Here is a 15774-nt window from a genome sequence, read left to right as displayed (position 1 = left end):
AAAGTGCCCGCCAAAAAGCAACCTACTCTCGCTTAAAGGCGGGCAAGGCACACCACACTTTTTAGAACTTGTAGCGAACACCTAGTGCATAACGAGCACCAAGTTCGTCAATATTCCACACCATAGCGCTTGTTCTACCGTGACGACGACGGTTCTCTTCAGTAATGTTTATACCTTCAAATGACACGGTAAGGTCTTCCATTACTTCGTAAGAAACACTGAAGTCGATTTGCGAATAAGCTTCTGTATACCCCGGCTCATTAACGTATTGAGACGTTGTATCTAGGAACTCATCACGCCAGTTGTAAGCGATACGTGCTTGAATTTCATCCATTTCATACATCAAGATAATGTTTGCGGTATCGCTCAAACCAACGAGAGCAAACTGTGTAATTGATGGGTCGGCGTTGTTGTCAAACCCTACATCACCCGTTACCGATGTGTAGTTAGCCATCACACCAAAACCTGAATCACCGAAGAAGTGTTGACCGGCAATCTCGAAACCGTAGATGTTCGCACTCTTGTTGTTTACAGGTTTAGAATTAATAAATATTAATTCTGGGTCACTGCTGTTTGGAAGCACATCATAAGCAGCTTCAAACTGTTCATCCGTTAATGAGAAGTAGTCTACGTTGTTTTCCATCGCAGCCACCATGTTGAACAAGGTAGTATCGCTCAATGGAATGCCAAGACGCTCTAGTTCCGCTTGCGCAGCAAGTGCGCGAGGACCTGCAGTGGCATCGGTTAAACCAAAGATGCTCTCTTCTACCTGCTCATTACCAATGAAGTTCTTAACGCGTTTGTCGAAGAAACCTAACGACACATAGCTTGTCTCATCGAAGTAGTATTCAATTGAGATATCTAGGTTATCAGACTCTAGCGGAACCAATGATGGGTTACCTGAGCTTGCTGTAGCGGTAGCCTCACCAGTGATCAGTGTAGGACCGCTCGGTGGTGACACTGTCGCTGCTGCACTTAAGTTATTGTAGGTTGGTCTAGCAATAGTTTTGCTGTAAGAGAAACGAGCAATCACGTTTTCTTTCAGCTCAATATCGAAGTCCAATGCAGGCAATATGTGGTCATAGCTCGAATCTACCGACACATCTTCCATATCGCTACCGAAGCGTACGTTAAAGTCGTTGTTACCTTCCCATGCAATACCGCTAGGTAAACTGATGTTAGCAACTGAAGTTACATCAGTATTCTCATAGCGCACACCGGTAAGAATGTTATATGGCATACCGCTGAGTTCGCCTTCAAGGTCGAACTCGAAGTACACTGCCGTGATGTCTTCTTCGATGGTACGGTTAGTCGCAAATGGGTTGTCTGCAACAAGGTTGAAGCCGTATGCCTGACCAGCGAATGCACCAATTTCAGATACACTTCCTGTAAAGCCTTGAGAAAAGATACCGTTAGTATTGAAGTCACTGAACTCACTTGCAAGATCAAGAGGCGTCAATGAACCAGTAGGTAGTTCGCCTGGGTTTTCAATACCCCAGTTACCCATAGTATGACGAGTTAATGACTGGAGTGATGTACTCTCCATGGAACGAGATTCAATACCAAAGTTGATGCTACCTGTATCAAGGGTGTAGCTACCGTCGATACGTGCTTGAGTGATTTCAGTATCTTGGTTACTGAAGTTCATATCCAAAATAGAGGTACCAACATCAGACTCGTCAAGAACACCATTACCATTTAAGTTAGTGCGAGATACGTCATCGAAGTCCACAAGCATGATTGGGAAGTCGCCACGGAAATCAACACCTTGACCACGCACAACGTTTGCACCAAGACCAAGGTTAGTCCAAGTACCATAAGGTGCATCTGGACGGCCTTCTGCAGATGAATTGTGAACGTCGAATACTAGGGTTAGGTCGTCGTTAACGAAATATTCAAGGTTAAAACCAATCGATTTGTTTTCGTTAACTTGGTTTAGCTCTTGGATTGCCAAACCTAAGTCACGAGGCAATAGGTCACGACGTTCTTGAGAGATAAGAACCGGTGTTTTCACCGTTTCATCATCAAACGTAAGTTCGGCAAAGTAACGGTCATCCATCCAGATAGACTGTTCTGCGCGAGCTTCGAATAAGTCTTGGCGTGAGTAGGTGTAGTCAAGTGTTGCAGTCATTTTATCGCTTGGTGCAAACTGCAATGTTAACTGAGCATTAGTACGGTCACGCTCACGGTCTGCCATGTAGTAACGTAAGTCAGATGGGATTGCGAATAGTTGACCCATAGCTGGTGCGTTGTTAAGTACTACAGGATCGCCACTTGCTGGGTTATCAGCACTTGGTGATTGTGGAATGGTTCCATCAAAAGGATTCACACGCCACTGGTTAACAAATGCGCCTTGAGCAGCACTGTCACGATCTTGGAATGAGCCAGTAAATGTAACACCAAAGGTATTGTCGTCATTGACGTAGTTGATGAAGCCTGACACTTCTGGGGTAACGTCGTCGCCAACACGATTGGTCGTATCTGCTAGCGCTTTTGCACCAACGCTTGCAGTGAAACCAGATTCAGAGGATGAAAATGGACGTGCCGTTCTAATATCAACAACTGCACCAATACCGCCGCTAGCAATACTTGCACGACCGGTTTTATAAACACTTACCGCACGAACACTTTCTGAGGCTAAATCAGAGAATGAGAACGCGCGAGAGTTTGGTGTACCGCCACCACCGGGTAACGCTGAACCTGGCATAGTACGGCCATTCAACGTCACCATGTTAAAGTCTGGACCAAAACCACGCGCTGTAATTTGATCACCTTCGCCGTTATTTCGGCTAATTGAAATACCAGTGATACGTTGTAGTGATTCGGCTAAGTTGGTGTCTGGGAACTTACCAATATCTTCCGCAGAAATTGCATCAACGACACCGGCTGAGTCTCGCTTGATGCCCATTGATTCTTGAACACTTCCACGAATACCCGTTACTTGGATAACCTCTACATCATCATCTTGTGTGTCTTGCGCATACACTGGTGCAAGCAGACTAGTCCCTAGTATTAAAGACAGACTCGTCGCTAATTTGGATTTATGTAATTTCTTCTGTGTCACGGTCTTTCTCTCTTGTTGTGTTGCTGTGTTGAGTTTTCGCGCTCCCAAGAAAGGGCTTTCTCAACCGCTGAAATAAAAACCCCAAAAGAGAAAGCGCTTTCTCAAGCTAAGGGATCAGGAAACAAAGATCAACATCTTTTTTACAATTATTTCACTACAAAGAGTATAGCAGCATAATAAAATTTACAAAAAATACACATTAACCGATTAAAAACAAAGACTTATTGACATTCAGATTCATAGAATTTATTTAGGAAATCAATGAACATAATCACGACTCTGTACGTCAACATAAGAAAAGTTTTAACAAATTTAAAGAAAGCGCTTTCTCAATAAGAGTTGTTCATGTTATAAACAGGCCCATTGATAGTAAGAGTCAAAAGGTTTACCCAAATTATGAAAGATATCGTTATACCTTCTAACAGCGAAATGAATAGAAAGTCATTTCTATTCGGCACTGCCACATCGTCATTTCAGATAGAAGGTGATATTGCAGGAAGAGAGCCCTGCATTTGGGACACCTTTTGCGAGAAAGAGGGTGCTATTGCTGACAAGTCTGATGGTGTTCGAGCTTGCGAGCACATCGAACGTTGGAAAGATGACGTAGCACTACTTCAAGACTTAAACGTAGACGCGTACCGTTTTTCGATATCTTGGCCACGTGTAGTCAGTGCCAGTGGTGAGCTTCGTGAAGAAGGGCTCTCGTTCTATATTCAATTGCTTGATTCTTTAAACGATGCTGGAATTAAGCCTTTTGTCACCCTTTACCACTGGGATTTACCGCAATATCTTGAAGATAAAGGCGGTTGGGTTAACCGAGACACCGTTTTTGCATTTGAGCACTATGTGGATGTAATCACAAAAGCTTTAGGTGACAGAGTGTATTCTTATGCGACCTTTAACGAACCCTTTTGTTCGGCGTTTCTAGGCTATGAGATTGGTGTTCATGCCCCTGGAAAAGTGGGCCGTAAACTGGGGCGTGCTGCCGCTCACCATATACTACTTGCTCATGGTAAAGGTATGAAAGTACTGAGAAAAAATGCTCCCAAAGCATTGAGCGGTATCGTACTCAACTTTACACCATGTTACGCAAGTTCTGACAAGCGAGAGGATTTAGAAGCGACTAAAAATGCTGATGAATATATCAACCAATGGTATATGCAGCCGGTAATGGAGGGCGCGTATCCAGAGGTTATAGACTTAGTCGATGACAATGACAAGCCTCCAATAGAGCCAGGCGACATGCAGGAAATCTGTCAGCCTATCGACTTTCTCGGCATTAACTTTTACACACGATTACATTACTCAGCGGCAAAAGACCAAAGCAAGCTTTATTTTGAGCACGAGCACAACCAACCGAAAACCGATATTGGTTGGGAAATTTATCCTCAAGCCCTTTATGATCTGTTAACGTCTTTACACAGCCGCTATCAGCTTCCCCCCATTTACATTACTGAAAATGGAGCGGCCATGGCCGATGAAATGGTAGATGGAGAAGTTAATGATATGGATCGTATTGAGTATTTTTCAGGGCACATGACTTCGGTCTCAAAAGCGATTGATCACGGTGTAAAAGTAAGTGGTTACTTTGCGTGGAGTCTCATGGATAACTTTGAATGGGCAGAAGGATACTTAAAACGATTTGGTATTGTTCACGTAGATTTTGAGACTCAAAAGCGTACGTTAAAAGCCAGTGCAAAAGCCTTCAAGAAGCTGTTAGTAAGTAGATACTAACCTACTTTATAGAAAACGATAATTACAATATTTCTAAGGAGAGGATCATGCAAACATCCTTGTCACTGAAAGAAAAGGTAGGTTATGGCCTAGGTGATGCAGCAGCCAATCTAGTTTGGCGTGGAGCACTCGCTTATCTTGCAGTTTTCTATACCGATACCTTTGGATTAACGGCTGCCGCCGCAGCCATGCTTTTTTTAGTGGTTCGATTGTCGGATGGTATCACCGATATCATTATGGGTATGATTGCCGATCGAACGAATACTTCATTGGGTAAGTTTAGACCGTGGATTTTAGCCTCTACACCATTTCTCGGGCTGTTTATGGTGTTGTGTTTTACCACACCTTCGTTTTCAGACACCGGTAAGCTGGTGTATGCCTATTTAACCTATATAGGTTTGACTCTGGCGTACACGGTAAACAATGTGCCCTATTCAGCACTCATGGGCGTTATGACCACAGACGATAAAGAGCGAACCTCATTGTCTGGCTTTCGGTTTGCAGGGGCATTTGCAGGCGGTTTGCTTGTTATGGGCTGCCTTCCCATGCTGGTAGAATTTTTTGGTGAAGGGAATTCTGCCCAAGGGTACCAATATACCATGTATGTTTTTGCAGCTTTGCTTATCGCTTTAATGCTCACTACCGTGGCCACTACCAAAGAACGAATCTCCGTTCCGCAAGACACAACGACGACCTTGTCTAAAGAATTAAAAGACCTTTCCTTCCAACTGCCCTTAATACTTATTCCGCTGGGCGCTATCACAGCATTCTTTTACTACCGTAACGTAGAAACTGGTGCCGTTTTTGTTGTCGTCATGATCGCCATGACATTGGCTATCCGCAAACTCATTAAGCGTCCGGAATCGCAAAATAGCCGTTCACAACAAGACATCATTGACCTACTTTCCAATAAACCTTGGTTAATTTTATTGGGAATGGGCTTTCTCACAATGATGTTCAACGGTATTAAGTATGGGGTTATTGCCTACTACTTTAAGTATTACATGGGCGATGAACTGTTAACGGGTTACTTTTTCATAGCATTATTAGTGGTATCTATATTGGGCGCGTTAGCCACGCCAATACTCGCCAAAAGAATGGGAAGAAAACCGCTTTTCATACTCTCTTTACTCGTTAGTAGCGCATTAACAGGTGCCATCTACTTTGTTCCGGAAAACGCAGTAATGGGGATATTTGCTCTTGGATGTGGCGCTGAGTTCTTTGCCGCCATAATGCCTACACTGTTCTTCTCTATGCTGGGTGACTCTGCCGATTACAATGAATGGCGAACGGGACGAAGAGCTACCGGGCTAACCTATTCCGCCGGTTCATTTGTTCAAAAAACAGGTGGTGGTTTCGCGGGAGCACTGGTATTGCTGGTTCTTGGTAGCTATGGATATAACGGCATGGAACCCGAAACTATTACACAGTCTTTGGAAGGTATGAAGGCACTAATGAGCTGGATCCCCGCATGTTTCGGTATTGCTGGTGCTGTTCTCATTTGGTTCTACCCTCTCACTGATGCCAAACAACAAGAAGTAACGGACACACTTCACAAGCGCCGTAGCGAAGCACAGACAATCACGGCATAATAGTTCTCTTATGTGCTCAATAGTAACGTTGAGCACAAGTGTGAACCTTTTAATGTAGTGGGGAATAAAACGCGTGGCAACAATCTATCAAGTGGCAGAACGGGCAGGAGTTTCACTTTCTACCGTGTCTCGTGTTCTCAATGGCAAAACAACCGTCAATAAAGCGTTAAAAGCCAAAGTAGAGCAAGCCATGCGCGAGTTAAACTATCGCCCCAATTCGGTAGCGCGAAGTTTAGCGACCAACCGCTCAGATAGTATTGGTGTTCTTGTTTCAGAGTTAAACACTCCCTTCTTTGGCGATTTGATGCAAGCCATTGAATCAACCCTTCGCAATGCTGATAAGCACGTAATTATTACGGTAGGTCACAATAATTTAGAAACTGAGAAAGATGCCGTTGAGTTTCTCATTAGCAGAAATTGTGATGCGCTAATTATGCATGTTGAAGCCATGCCTGATGCCTACTTAAAAGAAGTTAACGACACCCGCCTGCCTATTTCTGTGGTTAACCGCCAAGTAGAAGGCCTAGAAAATAGCTGTATTAGCTTAGACAATGAAATGGGTGGTTATCTCGCAACCCAGCACCTCATCAGCTTAGGCCATAAAGATATTGCCTACATATCCGGGCCATCAGACAAACGAGATGCGAATCAACGTTTAGCTGGCCATCGTCGCGCACTAGAAGAAGCAGGTCTTCCCGTGAATCCAGCACTTATCTATGAAGGGCACTATAACGAAGATGATGGCAAACTTGGGTTGCTCGAACTCCTTTCTCAAGATATCCCTTTTTCAGCCCTGGTGTGCGCGAATGACTGGATGGCCTCGGGTGCGATGAGTTGCGCTCGAGATTTGGGGATGAGTTTGCCACACGATTTGTCAGTTGTGGGGTTTGATGACGCGGTATTTGCTCACCATATATTTCCTAGATTGACCACAGTGAGTAACCCTATTTATCAAATGGGGGAAATGGCCTCTCGTTTTATTCTCAATAATGTATACAACCATTCATTGAGTTTACGCCCAGTATTCGAACCGCAGTTAATCTTACGCGAGTCGACTATGCGGTTCGAAGGCTAAGCGTTAATACTAGGTTTTATACTCTTCTACCATGCTTTGCATGTCTTCTGAGATGGCGGCGAGTTGATGAGCCGCATGACCAATTTGCGTTGCACCGGCCACGTTTTCTTCCGCCTGATTATCGATGCTGTGAATTTTATCGGTAATATTTCGAACTGCGGCGGTTTGCTCTAAAGCAGATTTGAATACCGTTGCGGTTGCACCGTCAACGTCTTGCATCTTATCAACGATATTTTTCAATGAAGTAAGAATATTCGTGGAGTCGTCCACTGCGGCACTTGCTTTGTGTTTGCTTCGACCGATGGCTTCATCTGCTTTACGTGAGCCCTCTTGAAGCTCTTCTACAATGGTTGAAATCTCTTCCGTTGATTGACTAGTTCGCGCCGCCAATGCTCTTACTTCGTCGGCCACCACTGCAAAACCACGACCTTGTTCACCAGCACGTGCCGCTTCGATAGCTGCGTTCAATGCCAAGAGATTGGTTTGTTCTGCTACCGATTGAATAACATCAACCATAGAAGAAATGCTGTCAGTTTTAGACCTCAAGTTGTCGATGGTGCCAGACAGCGCGTCCACCTCATTCGACAATGCTTCAATACCGCCAACAGACTGCTCCACCGACATATTACCTGCTTGAGTTTCATCCTTCGCAAGATTCACGCTTTCTGAGTTAAGTTGCATTAGATCGATAATACGTTTGGCACTCGCACTCATTTCATCCGCCGCTTTGACAATGTCTAAAACATCGCGCTGCTGCTCTCTTAAGTTCCGCTCACTTTGATCCACAGACGCTGAGGTCTCGTGGGTCGCAGAGGCGATTTCATGACTGTATTCTTGGAATTTTTTGAGGTCTTTTTGAAACAAGCTCAATATGTAGTTAATTCTTTCTGTTGCCTGACCTAATGCATCATTGCTGATACGAGCCACCCGCGCTGATACATCCTTTTTATTCACGATATCATCGGTTACTCGCGCAATTTCCTCTGACTGTAACTTGGTTAGATTGAGGGTTGCAAAAAGTGCATAGCTCAATCCAACAGACAAAGACAGGATGACAGCATACATCAACAGCATAGAGTAGCTACTTGCTACAGCTGCATCTGACTGTCCGATGACATAGTTAAGTAGGTCATCTTGAGTTTTCTTCAGCACATTGATTCGCTTTGTACTGGCGCTGAACCACTCTTCAGGATTAACCCCAAAGCCAGAGCGTTTGTTGTCTAACAAAGCTCTATATTCCAATACAGCTTTATGTTCAGAAGATGAAAAGAAACTATCAATAGCACGTTTCGCTTCTCCCTCACTAAATAGGCTTGCTTCGCCTAAATATGAGCTCTGTTTGGTAGTGAGTTGAATAAAGCGGGTAAACAGATTGTCGCTAAAACTATCTGCCCCAAAGCCATTACTGAGCACGGCGCGTTCAATACCCGCTTGTTCTTTACCAAATGCAAAATTAAACACGGTGATCAATGCCTGTTTTACTTCAGGATCTTGTGCATAATCGGCAAGCACGCCATTGAGCTCGAGAATACGAGTATTATTTGATGTGTAATAGCTAAGTGCTTCACCTAGGCTCATCGACAAATTGTCGACTTCCCGCCTTACCTTGGTACGTTGTTCCAAGGCGCGGAACACGGCGTTTAGCTCAACGGTGACTTCTTCACTGTATGTTTGCTCTGAGAAAGCTTCTGTCAGATCTTGTAGGGCACCGTCGGTGAGTTGTCGTTGCTTAGGCAAAAGATCAGCAAATTTTCGACCACCTGATCCAATATAACCGGCTGACATCCCTCGCTCTTTTTGCAGCTCGTGTACAAGCTGATTAGTGACAATTGCCAACGACACGTGATCTGAAAGTGCGTTGGAACTTTGAATACGTTTAACCGCGTTGACTGAGTCAAACAACAACATGATCAGCAAAATCGACGCTGGAAGCAAAATTACGTAGTTGATGTACTTTGAAAATAGTTGTCTCACACCTTGCCCCTACATTGAGTAATAACCCATAAATCGACAAAAAGAACATATATTTTTCATTACGTTACACACTAATTATGAGATAACAACTAACAATTAGGCTAAGACCACAATGTTTATAAAATCAGCACATGGTCGCAACATGGTTAACAAAACCTTTAACTTACAAAACGATACCATGATTAATTCTTAGCCGTTGCGTCTAACTCTTTGCAACTCATCGTATTTTTTGAACAGTCCTCATCAGAGTTGTTGATTTTAACTACGCAAACCACCTAACATATGCAAATCGTTATAATATAACATTTCATGAAATTACTGAGTGAAACATGCCTAAAGACATACTCAAAGCTTCATCTTTAACTGTAAGTTTTGCAGATCATACTGTGCTAGATTGCGTAGATTTTTCAGTAAAACAAGGTGAAGTATTTGCTTTACTGGGAGGTAATGGTGCCGGTAAATCCACAGCGTTGAAAACGTTTTTGGGCACGGTATCTCCCACTTCCGGTGATGCATACGTGCTAGATAGGTCAGTCAAAAAAGACATTAATAGCATTCGTAAAAACATCGCCTACCTTCCAGAGTCAGTCACCTTATATGGTCACTTGTCGGGTATTGAAAACATCGAGTACTTCCTCTCGCTCGGCGGTATCAACCGAACTGAAGATGACATCAAACAGGCACTCAATCGTGTTGCATTGCAAGTTAATGCGTGGCACAAGCCTCTATCGAGTTATTCAAAGGGGATGCGCCAAAAGACGGCTATTGCGTTAGCTTTACTTCGAGAAGCGCCGGTATTGTTTCTCGACGAGCCAACATCGGGTTTAGATCCCAGTGCAATTGATAAATTCAACCAATTGGTTGCAAGTTTATCGGAACAGGGCACTACAGTATTCATGGTCACTCATGACGTTTATGGTGCATGTCAAATTGCTCACCGTATTGGACTGCTTCACAAGGGCGGCATAGTAGGAATGTTCGAGCGCGGCTCCAACGACACCATAGATACCGAAGCTGTGCACACTGCGTTTTCTATGCGAGATCACTAATGGAAACGATAAAGCATATTTTTGCTGACGAGTGGCGGTACTGGCAACGAACCAAACTGGGTATCACAGTTTTGGTGATCGGTTTACTACTTACACTCGCAGCTGTCGTAGTAAACACCATAAATATTCAACACGCAGCTAACGAGAGAACACAGCTGCAAAAAACTGCCGAGGCGAGGTTTGTCGATCAACCAGACAGACACCCCCATCGCATGGTGCACTATGGGCATTATGTGTTTCGTGCACCGTCTCAGCTAAGTACGGTAGAGCCCGGTGTAGATGCCTATACCGGAACATCGATATTCTTGGAAGGTCACCGTCAAAACTCTGCAATGTTCGCCGATCAGAGACAATCGAGTGGCATGACGCGATTCAGTAGCTTATCACCAAGCTTTTTGTTGCAAATCTTGGCGCCACTCTTTGTGATTATTATTGGTTTTGCGGCACTTACTCGTGAGAAAGAAGCGGGAACCCTCAATATTATGATCACTCAGGGTTTGCCAGTATCACAACTTATTTTGGGTAAATACCTAGCGCTATTCTGCGGCGCTTTGCTGTTTATTTTACCCGTGGGCATTGCCAGTATTTTAGCAACACTGAGTGGCGAGGCCGCGCTGATCACCCTAGGATTTTTTGTTGGATATTGCTTTTACATGGCCATTTGGTGCGGCGTGGTAATTGGCATATCGTCGCTTTGCGGTAAGGGTAGTGCGAGTTTTGCATCATTGATCAGCGTGTGGGTGCTGCTTTGTATTTTGGTACCTCGCATTGGTAGCTCAACAGCTGCGGCCCTTGAGCCCTCTCAAGGAAAACTAGAGGCAGACTTTGCAGTGCTTGAAGAGCTGAGAAAACTCGGTGACGGGCACAATGCACAAGACCCCGCATTTGCCGCACTAAAAGCGAATTTACTTGCACAATATGATGCAGATGATGTTGATGAGCTTCCCGTTAACTTCCGTGGTGTAGTAGCACAGTATTCAGAGCAAAAGCTTACCGACGTACTCAATCGTTTTGCAGAAGCTAGAATGGATACCGAGCTTGCACAAACACAAGTTTCACGATGGTTTGGATGGTTATCGCCCACCGTAGCCATTCGCACCTTTTCTATGACAATGGCGGGAACCAATATCGAAACCCATCATCGCTTTTTACGGGAAGCAGAAACCTTGCGATTCGACTTTGTTCAGTCTCTCAATAAAGTTCATGCAGACCATTTAGACTATGGCCACGACGTGAATCGATATAAGAATGAGGATACTGCGAAAGCAGCAAAAGTTGATGCCAGTCACTGGCAGGTCTTGTCATCGTTTTCGTTTACTCCTGACCCTGCTGCAGCTCGAATACAACAAAGTTTGAGCGCTGCAACACAACTATTGTTTTGGGTACTACTTACTGTCGGCCTCCTTGTTGTTGCAGTGAGGAGGGTTAAACCATGAGCTATTTCAAAGATATAAAACGGGAAGCTGGTTTCATCGCCAAGCAAAAATATCGTGTAGCTTTCATTTTTGCGGCATTTCTATTATCAGTTTTTGCCGTATGGAGCGGTATTACTGAAACACAGACGCAACAAGAAACCATTGAAAGACTGATTGCAAAGGACCACACAGATAGAGTTAATGTACAGTCTCACCAGAGTGATTTTGGTAGTGCAGCTTACTACACCTTTCATTTAACTTACGACGAACCATCGCCAGTGGCATTCGCAGCTATGGGGCAGCGAGACGTATATCCCTGGAAGCATAGAGTTCGTATGCTCGCCCTCGAAGGGCAAATTTATGAGACCGACGCTGATAATCCAGAGTTATCATTAGTAGGACGTTTTGACTACGCGTTCTTGATCAGTGTACTCATGCCATTATTCGTCATATTGCTGCTTCATGATTTGCGTTCGGGCGAGAGAGAGGCTGGGCGATATGATTTGCTAACCGTCACCACCAGCAATCAAAAAGCGTTGTGGCTTATTCGCGCAGTCGTACAAAGCGCAGCACTGGGTTCGGCAATAGTGATTCCTTTTGTGATTGGCGCGATAGTCAACGGTGCTAGTGCATTGAACATAGCACTCATCGTTGGTATCACCATCGCACATCTTGCACTGTGGACCGCTATCGCCTATGCAGTGAGCGGGTTCAAACAGTTTGCGTCGATGAACTCGGCGCGTATTGCCTCTTCGTTACTGGGAATATGGTTGCTAATTACTGTTGTCATTCCGGTCGCAGGTGACAATATTATAAAGTCTGCCGTGCAGAGTCCCAGCGGTGGCGAAATTGTATTAACGCAACGAGAGGCCGTAAACGGTGCTTGGGATTTACCTTTTTCAGCAACGTGGGATGGGTTTCTCGCAACTCACCCACAATGGGCAGACAAAACAGAAATGAGTTCGCTGTTCGAATGGAAATGGTACTACGCGTTTCAGCAAGTAGGTGACCAAACTGCAGCGCCTTTGTCTTCTTCATATAGAGACGCTATCAAGCAGCGCGATAAGCTCGCCAGCTACATTGCTTGGATGTCTCCGCCCATGCTGACTCAACGAGTAATGACGGCTATTGCGAATACCAATACCGAAGCAATGATGACGTACGAAGCCAAGATCAGAGAATACCACGCTGATCTCAGACAGTTTTACTATCCATTACTGTTTAACGATGTGGAGTTTTCTGTGGATGTGTTGGAAGATCTCCCGCGCTACACCACGAATAGCGATGAGGCGAAACACACCCAACAGTAATTGTGTGTTCAGTGTCGTACGAGGTTTCGTGCGACACTGTTTTTCTCGTTGTGACATTTCTCTTGTTTTGCCGCATTATTGAATAATCAGTAGAGCGAATCTCTTAGGAAATTTATGCGCGCAATCATTCTATTTTTTTGTTTTTTTACATCAGCCCATGCACTGTCGCACGAACATGATGACGTAGCGCAAACCATCGACGCCCTTCACACTTATGCATCAGAAGCCAACGGAAAAGCTTACTTTGCATTGTTTGACGACAGCGCGATTTTTATTGGTACAGATGCCAGTGAAACCTGGACCGTCGATGAGTTTAAAGCTTACGCCACGCCCCACTTTGATAAGGGTAGGGGATGGACCTACACGGTAACAGAACGAAATATCTACTTCTCTGCTAATGGGAACGTTGCTTGGTTTGACGAGTTACTTTACAACGAGAGCCTGGGTGTAACGCGAGGTACAGGAGTATTGGAGAAATCCAATGGGCAATGGAAGTTTGCTCAATATCACCTAGCCATTCCCGTACCTAACGCATTGGCCGACGATATTGCCGACCAAATAAAAGCGTACACTCCTTAAAGTTTGCTTAGGTTAGCGGGTGGATCTCTAGCTCTACACGACGGTTAATTTGTCGATTTGCATCAGTAGTATTTGGCACTTTAGGTTCGTATTCACCCATACCCACCAAGGTAATACGGGTTGGATTAACGCTAAACTGTGTGAGAATGTTAGACACTTCTCCAGCTCTACGTTCGGACAGCCCTTGGTTGTATTCTTCTGAACCAACGTCGTCTGTGTGGCCTTTAATCATCAGTATGGTTTTCTCATACTGATTGACCACAGTAGCCACATCTTGCAACACTGGGTGGAAGCTGGTGCTAATAGTTGAACTGTTGGTAGCAAAAGTAATGTCGCCGGGCATGATAAGACGCAAATTATCGCCTTCTCTTACGACTTGTACACCCGTATCAGACAGTTGTTCACGCAGAGCTTCTTCTTGTTTATCCATATAGCTGCCAATTGCACTTCCAGCGATGGCGCCAACAGCTGCTCCCCATGCATACCGGCTTTTATCGTGGTCGCCAGTAGCTTTACCTAGCACAGCACCCAAAACCGCGCCAATCATTGCGCCTCGCTGTGTATTGTTAGTAGTGCTCATACACCCACTTACGAACAAGGTGGAAACAACAATTCCAGTGAAAAGATAGTGTTTCATAATGACTCCGTTGAAAATAAAAATTGTGTTGAACCACGGGTTGGATAAAGAACTGGGTTTAGTCATCCTTCGCTAACCTGAAATAAGTATACGTTCGTGAAGATGAATGCTAGCTAAACGAAAACTATCAAGCAATAGACACTGAACGCTCAAAGAATGCATTGATATCAATATTATAATCACCCGCTTTTACCGCTTTAACAATAGTAATACGAGGCTCGTTGCTCAGCGCTACATCTTTGGCTTCTAAGAAATGATTATTTCTCGCCGAATAGAAGATCTTCACCTTTGGGGTTAACGGGTTATCACTTTGTGCGATAACCATTGCTAATCTTTCGTTCGACAATAAAACAACGCTACCCACGGGGTATACGCCCATGCACTTAATAAACTGTTTAACTAGTACCTCATCTAAACGATTGGGCGCATCGCCAATGAGAATGGCAAACGCCTTTTGACTCGGCATGCCTTTTTTGTAAACCCTATCGGCAACTAATGCATCGTACATATCCGCAATAGCAAGCATTCGACCTGCTTTACTAATGTCTTGTCCTGCTACGCCGGCCGGATAACCCAAACCATCCAATCTTTCGTGATGTTCACTGATAGCCCGGATGAGCGGAGGCGCAATATCGGTCTGCTTTAAATAATCCACACCAAACGCAACGTGACCCCGCATTACTTCCATTTCCGAATCAGTTAATCGGCCAGGTTTGTGCAATATTTCATCGGGCACTTTAATTTTACCCAAATCATGAAGAAATCCGGCATAAGCCAAGTCCTGCACATCGTTATCCGACATTCCTAGATAACGGGCAAAATGGGCGAGTAATATGGCGACGTTTAATGAGTGTTCAAACAGGTAGTCGTCTTTTTCGCGAATTTTAGTTAAACACAGTAGTGCATCGGGGTTTCTGTCTACGGAAGACACCAAGTTTTTTGAGAATGTGCGCGGTATTTTATCGTCAAACGGTAGTCCTTTTTTCACACTCGACAACAATAGCTTTTGTATTTGTTTACCCTGATGATGAAGCTTGGAGGCTCGGGTTAGCTCATCTTGTAACGATACCTTTGGACCACTTTGTTGTGGTTCATCACATTGACTGTTGTTGTGACTGTCTTCTCCTGGAGTGTCGTCCATACTGAGGGTTTTTGACGTATCAATCGTTAATGCTTTGACACCGCGCTTTTTTAATAAATCAGCAGAGGCCTGCGAAGAGATTCTCCCCTGATTTGTCACTGACAAACGGCCCTTTTGTTCATCAATATGATGCACATACATTCCAGGCTTAAGCTCATCGATAGTAATCTTTTTCAGTGGCGACGATGTCATATTGTCAAATTC

11 protein-coding genes are annotated in these 15774 nt (G+C 44.4%); 7 read left to right on the top strand and 4 right to left on the bottom strand.

Going from position 1 to position 15774, the window contains the following annotated elements:
- Positions 1-61 precede the first annotated feature (61 nt).
- Positions 62-3064 carry a TonB-dependent receptor gene (locus tag EYS00_RS00335; protein WP_130634592.1) on the bottom strand — a complete coding sequence of 1001 codons (3003 nt, stop codon included), beginning with the start codon at positions 3062-3064 and terminating at the stop codon, positions 62-64.
- Positions 3065-3460: 396 nt separating this feature from the next.
- On the opposite strand from EYS00_RS00335, the gene EYS00_RS00330 reads away from it, so the two are divergent.
- From EYS00_RS00330 to EYS00_RS00320, 3 genes are all read left to right on the top strand, one after another.
- Positions 3461-4798, top strand: coding sequence for a GH1 family beta-glucosidase (locus EYS00_RS00330; RefSeq protein WP_130634591.1), 1338 nt, complete (start codon positions 3461-3463; stop codon positions 4796-4798).
- 47 nt (positions 4799-4845) lie between these two features.
- Positions 4846-6390 (top strand): MFS transporter, encoded by a 1545-nt coding sequence (locus EYS00_RS00325; protein ID WP_130634590.1) that lies wholly within the window; start codon positions 4846-4848, stop codon positions 6388-6390.
- 73 nt (positions 6391-6463) lie between these two features.
- On the top strand, positions 6464-7465 hold the full coding sequence (locus EYS00_RS00320) for a LacI family DNA-binding transcriptional regulator (protein ID WP_130634589.1): 1002 nt from the start codon (positions 6464-6466) through the stop codon (positions 7463-7465).
- A gap of 9 nt (positions 7466-7474) precedes the next feature.
- Here the strand turns inward: EYS00_RS00320 and EYS00_RS00315 are convergent, their stop codons facing one another.
- A complete protein-coding gene (locus EYS00_RS00315; protein ID WP_130634588.1) occupies positions 7475-9439 on the bottom strand; it encodes a methyl-accepting chemotaxis protein in 1965 nt (654 codons plus the stop codon).
- Positions 9440-9768: 329 nt separating this feature from the next.
- Here EYS00_RS00315 and EYS00_RS00310 point away from each other — a divergent pair, with 329 nt between their 5' ends.
- From EYS00_RS00310 to EYS00_RS00295, 4 genes are all read left to right on the top strand, one after another.
- Positions 9769-10488 carry an ABC transporter ATP-binding protein gene (locus tag EYS00_RS00310; protein ID WP_130634587.1) on the top strand — a complete coding sequence of 240 codons (720 nt, stop codon included), beginning with the start codon at positions 9769-9771 and terminating at the stop codon, positions 10486-10488.
- The gene (locus EYS00_RS00305) at positions 10488-11924 is read left to right on the top strand and encodes a DUF3526 domain-containing protein (RefSeq protein ID WP_130634586.1); all 1437 of its coding nucleotides are present in this window, start codon (positions 10488-10490) and stop codon (positions 11922-11924) included. The genes EYS00_RS00310 and EYS00_RS00305 overlap by 1 nt, the downstream gene beginning before the upstream one ends.
- Positions 11921-13213, top strand: coding sequence for a DUF3526 domain-containing protein (locus tag EYS00_RS00300; protein WP_130634585.1), 1293 nt, complete (start codon positions 11921-11923; stop codon positions 13211-13213). The genes EYS00_RS00305 and EYS00_RS00300 overlap by 4 nt, the downstream gene beginning before the upstream one ends.
- A 114-nt stretch (positions 13214-13327) precedes the next feature.
- A complete protein-coding gene (locus EYS00_RS00295) occupies positions 13328-13792 on the top strand; it encodes a nuclear transport factor 2 family protein (RefSeq protein ID WP_130634584.1) in 465 nt (154 codons plus the stop codon).
- 7 nt (positions 13793-13799) lie between these two features.
- On the opposite strand, the gene EYS00_RS00290 is transcribed toward EYS00_RS00295, so the two are convergent.
- Together EYS00_RS00290 and EYS00_RS00285 are read right to left on the bottom strand one after the other, a co-directional pair.
- The gene (locus tag EYS00_RS00290; protein WP_130634583.1) at positions 13800-14429 is read right to left on the bottom strand and encodes an OmpA family protein; all 630 of its coding nucleotides are present in this window, start codon (positions 14427-14429) and stop codon (positions 13800-13802) included.
- Between the two features lie 127 nt (positions 14430-14556).
- Positions 14557-15762: an HD-GYP domain-containing protein gene (locus EYS00_RS00285; RefSeq protein ID WP_130634582.1), complete on the bottom strand. Its 1206-nt coding sequence runs from the start codon at positions 15760-15762 to the stop codon at positions 14557-14559.
- Positions 15763-15774: the final 12 nt, after the last annotated feature.

It is taken from the genome of Alteromonas sp. KUL49, assembly GCF_006538345.1.
Taxonomy (GTDB): domain Bacteria; phylum Pseudomonadota; class Gammaproteobacteria; order Enterobacterales; family Alteromonadaceae; genus Alteromonas.
This window is presented reverse-complemented; position numbering and strand designations above follow the sequence as displayed.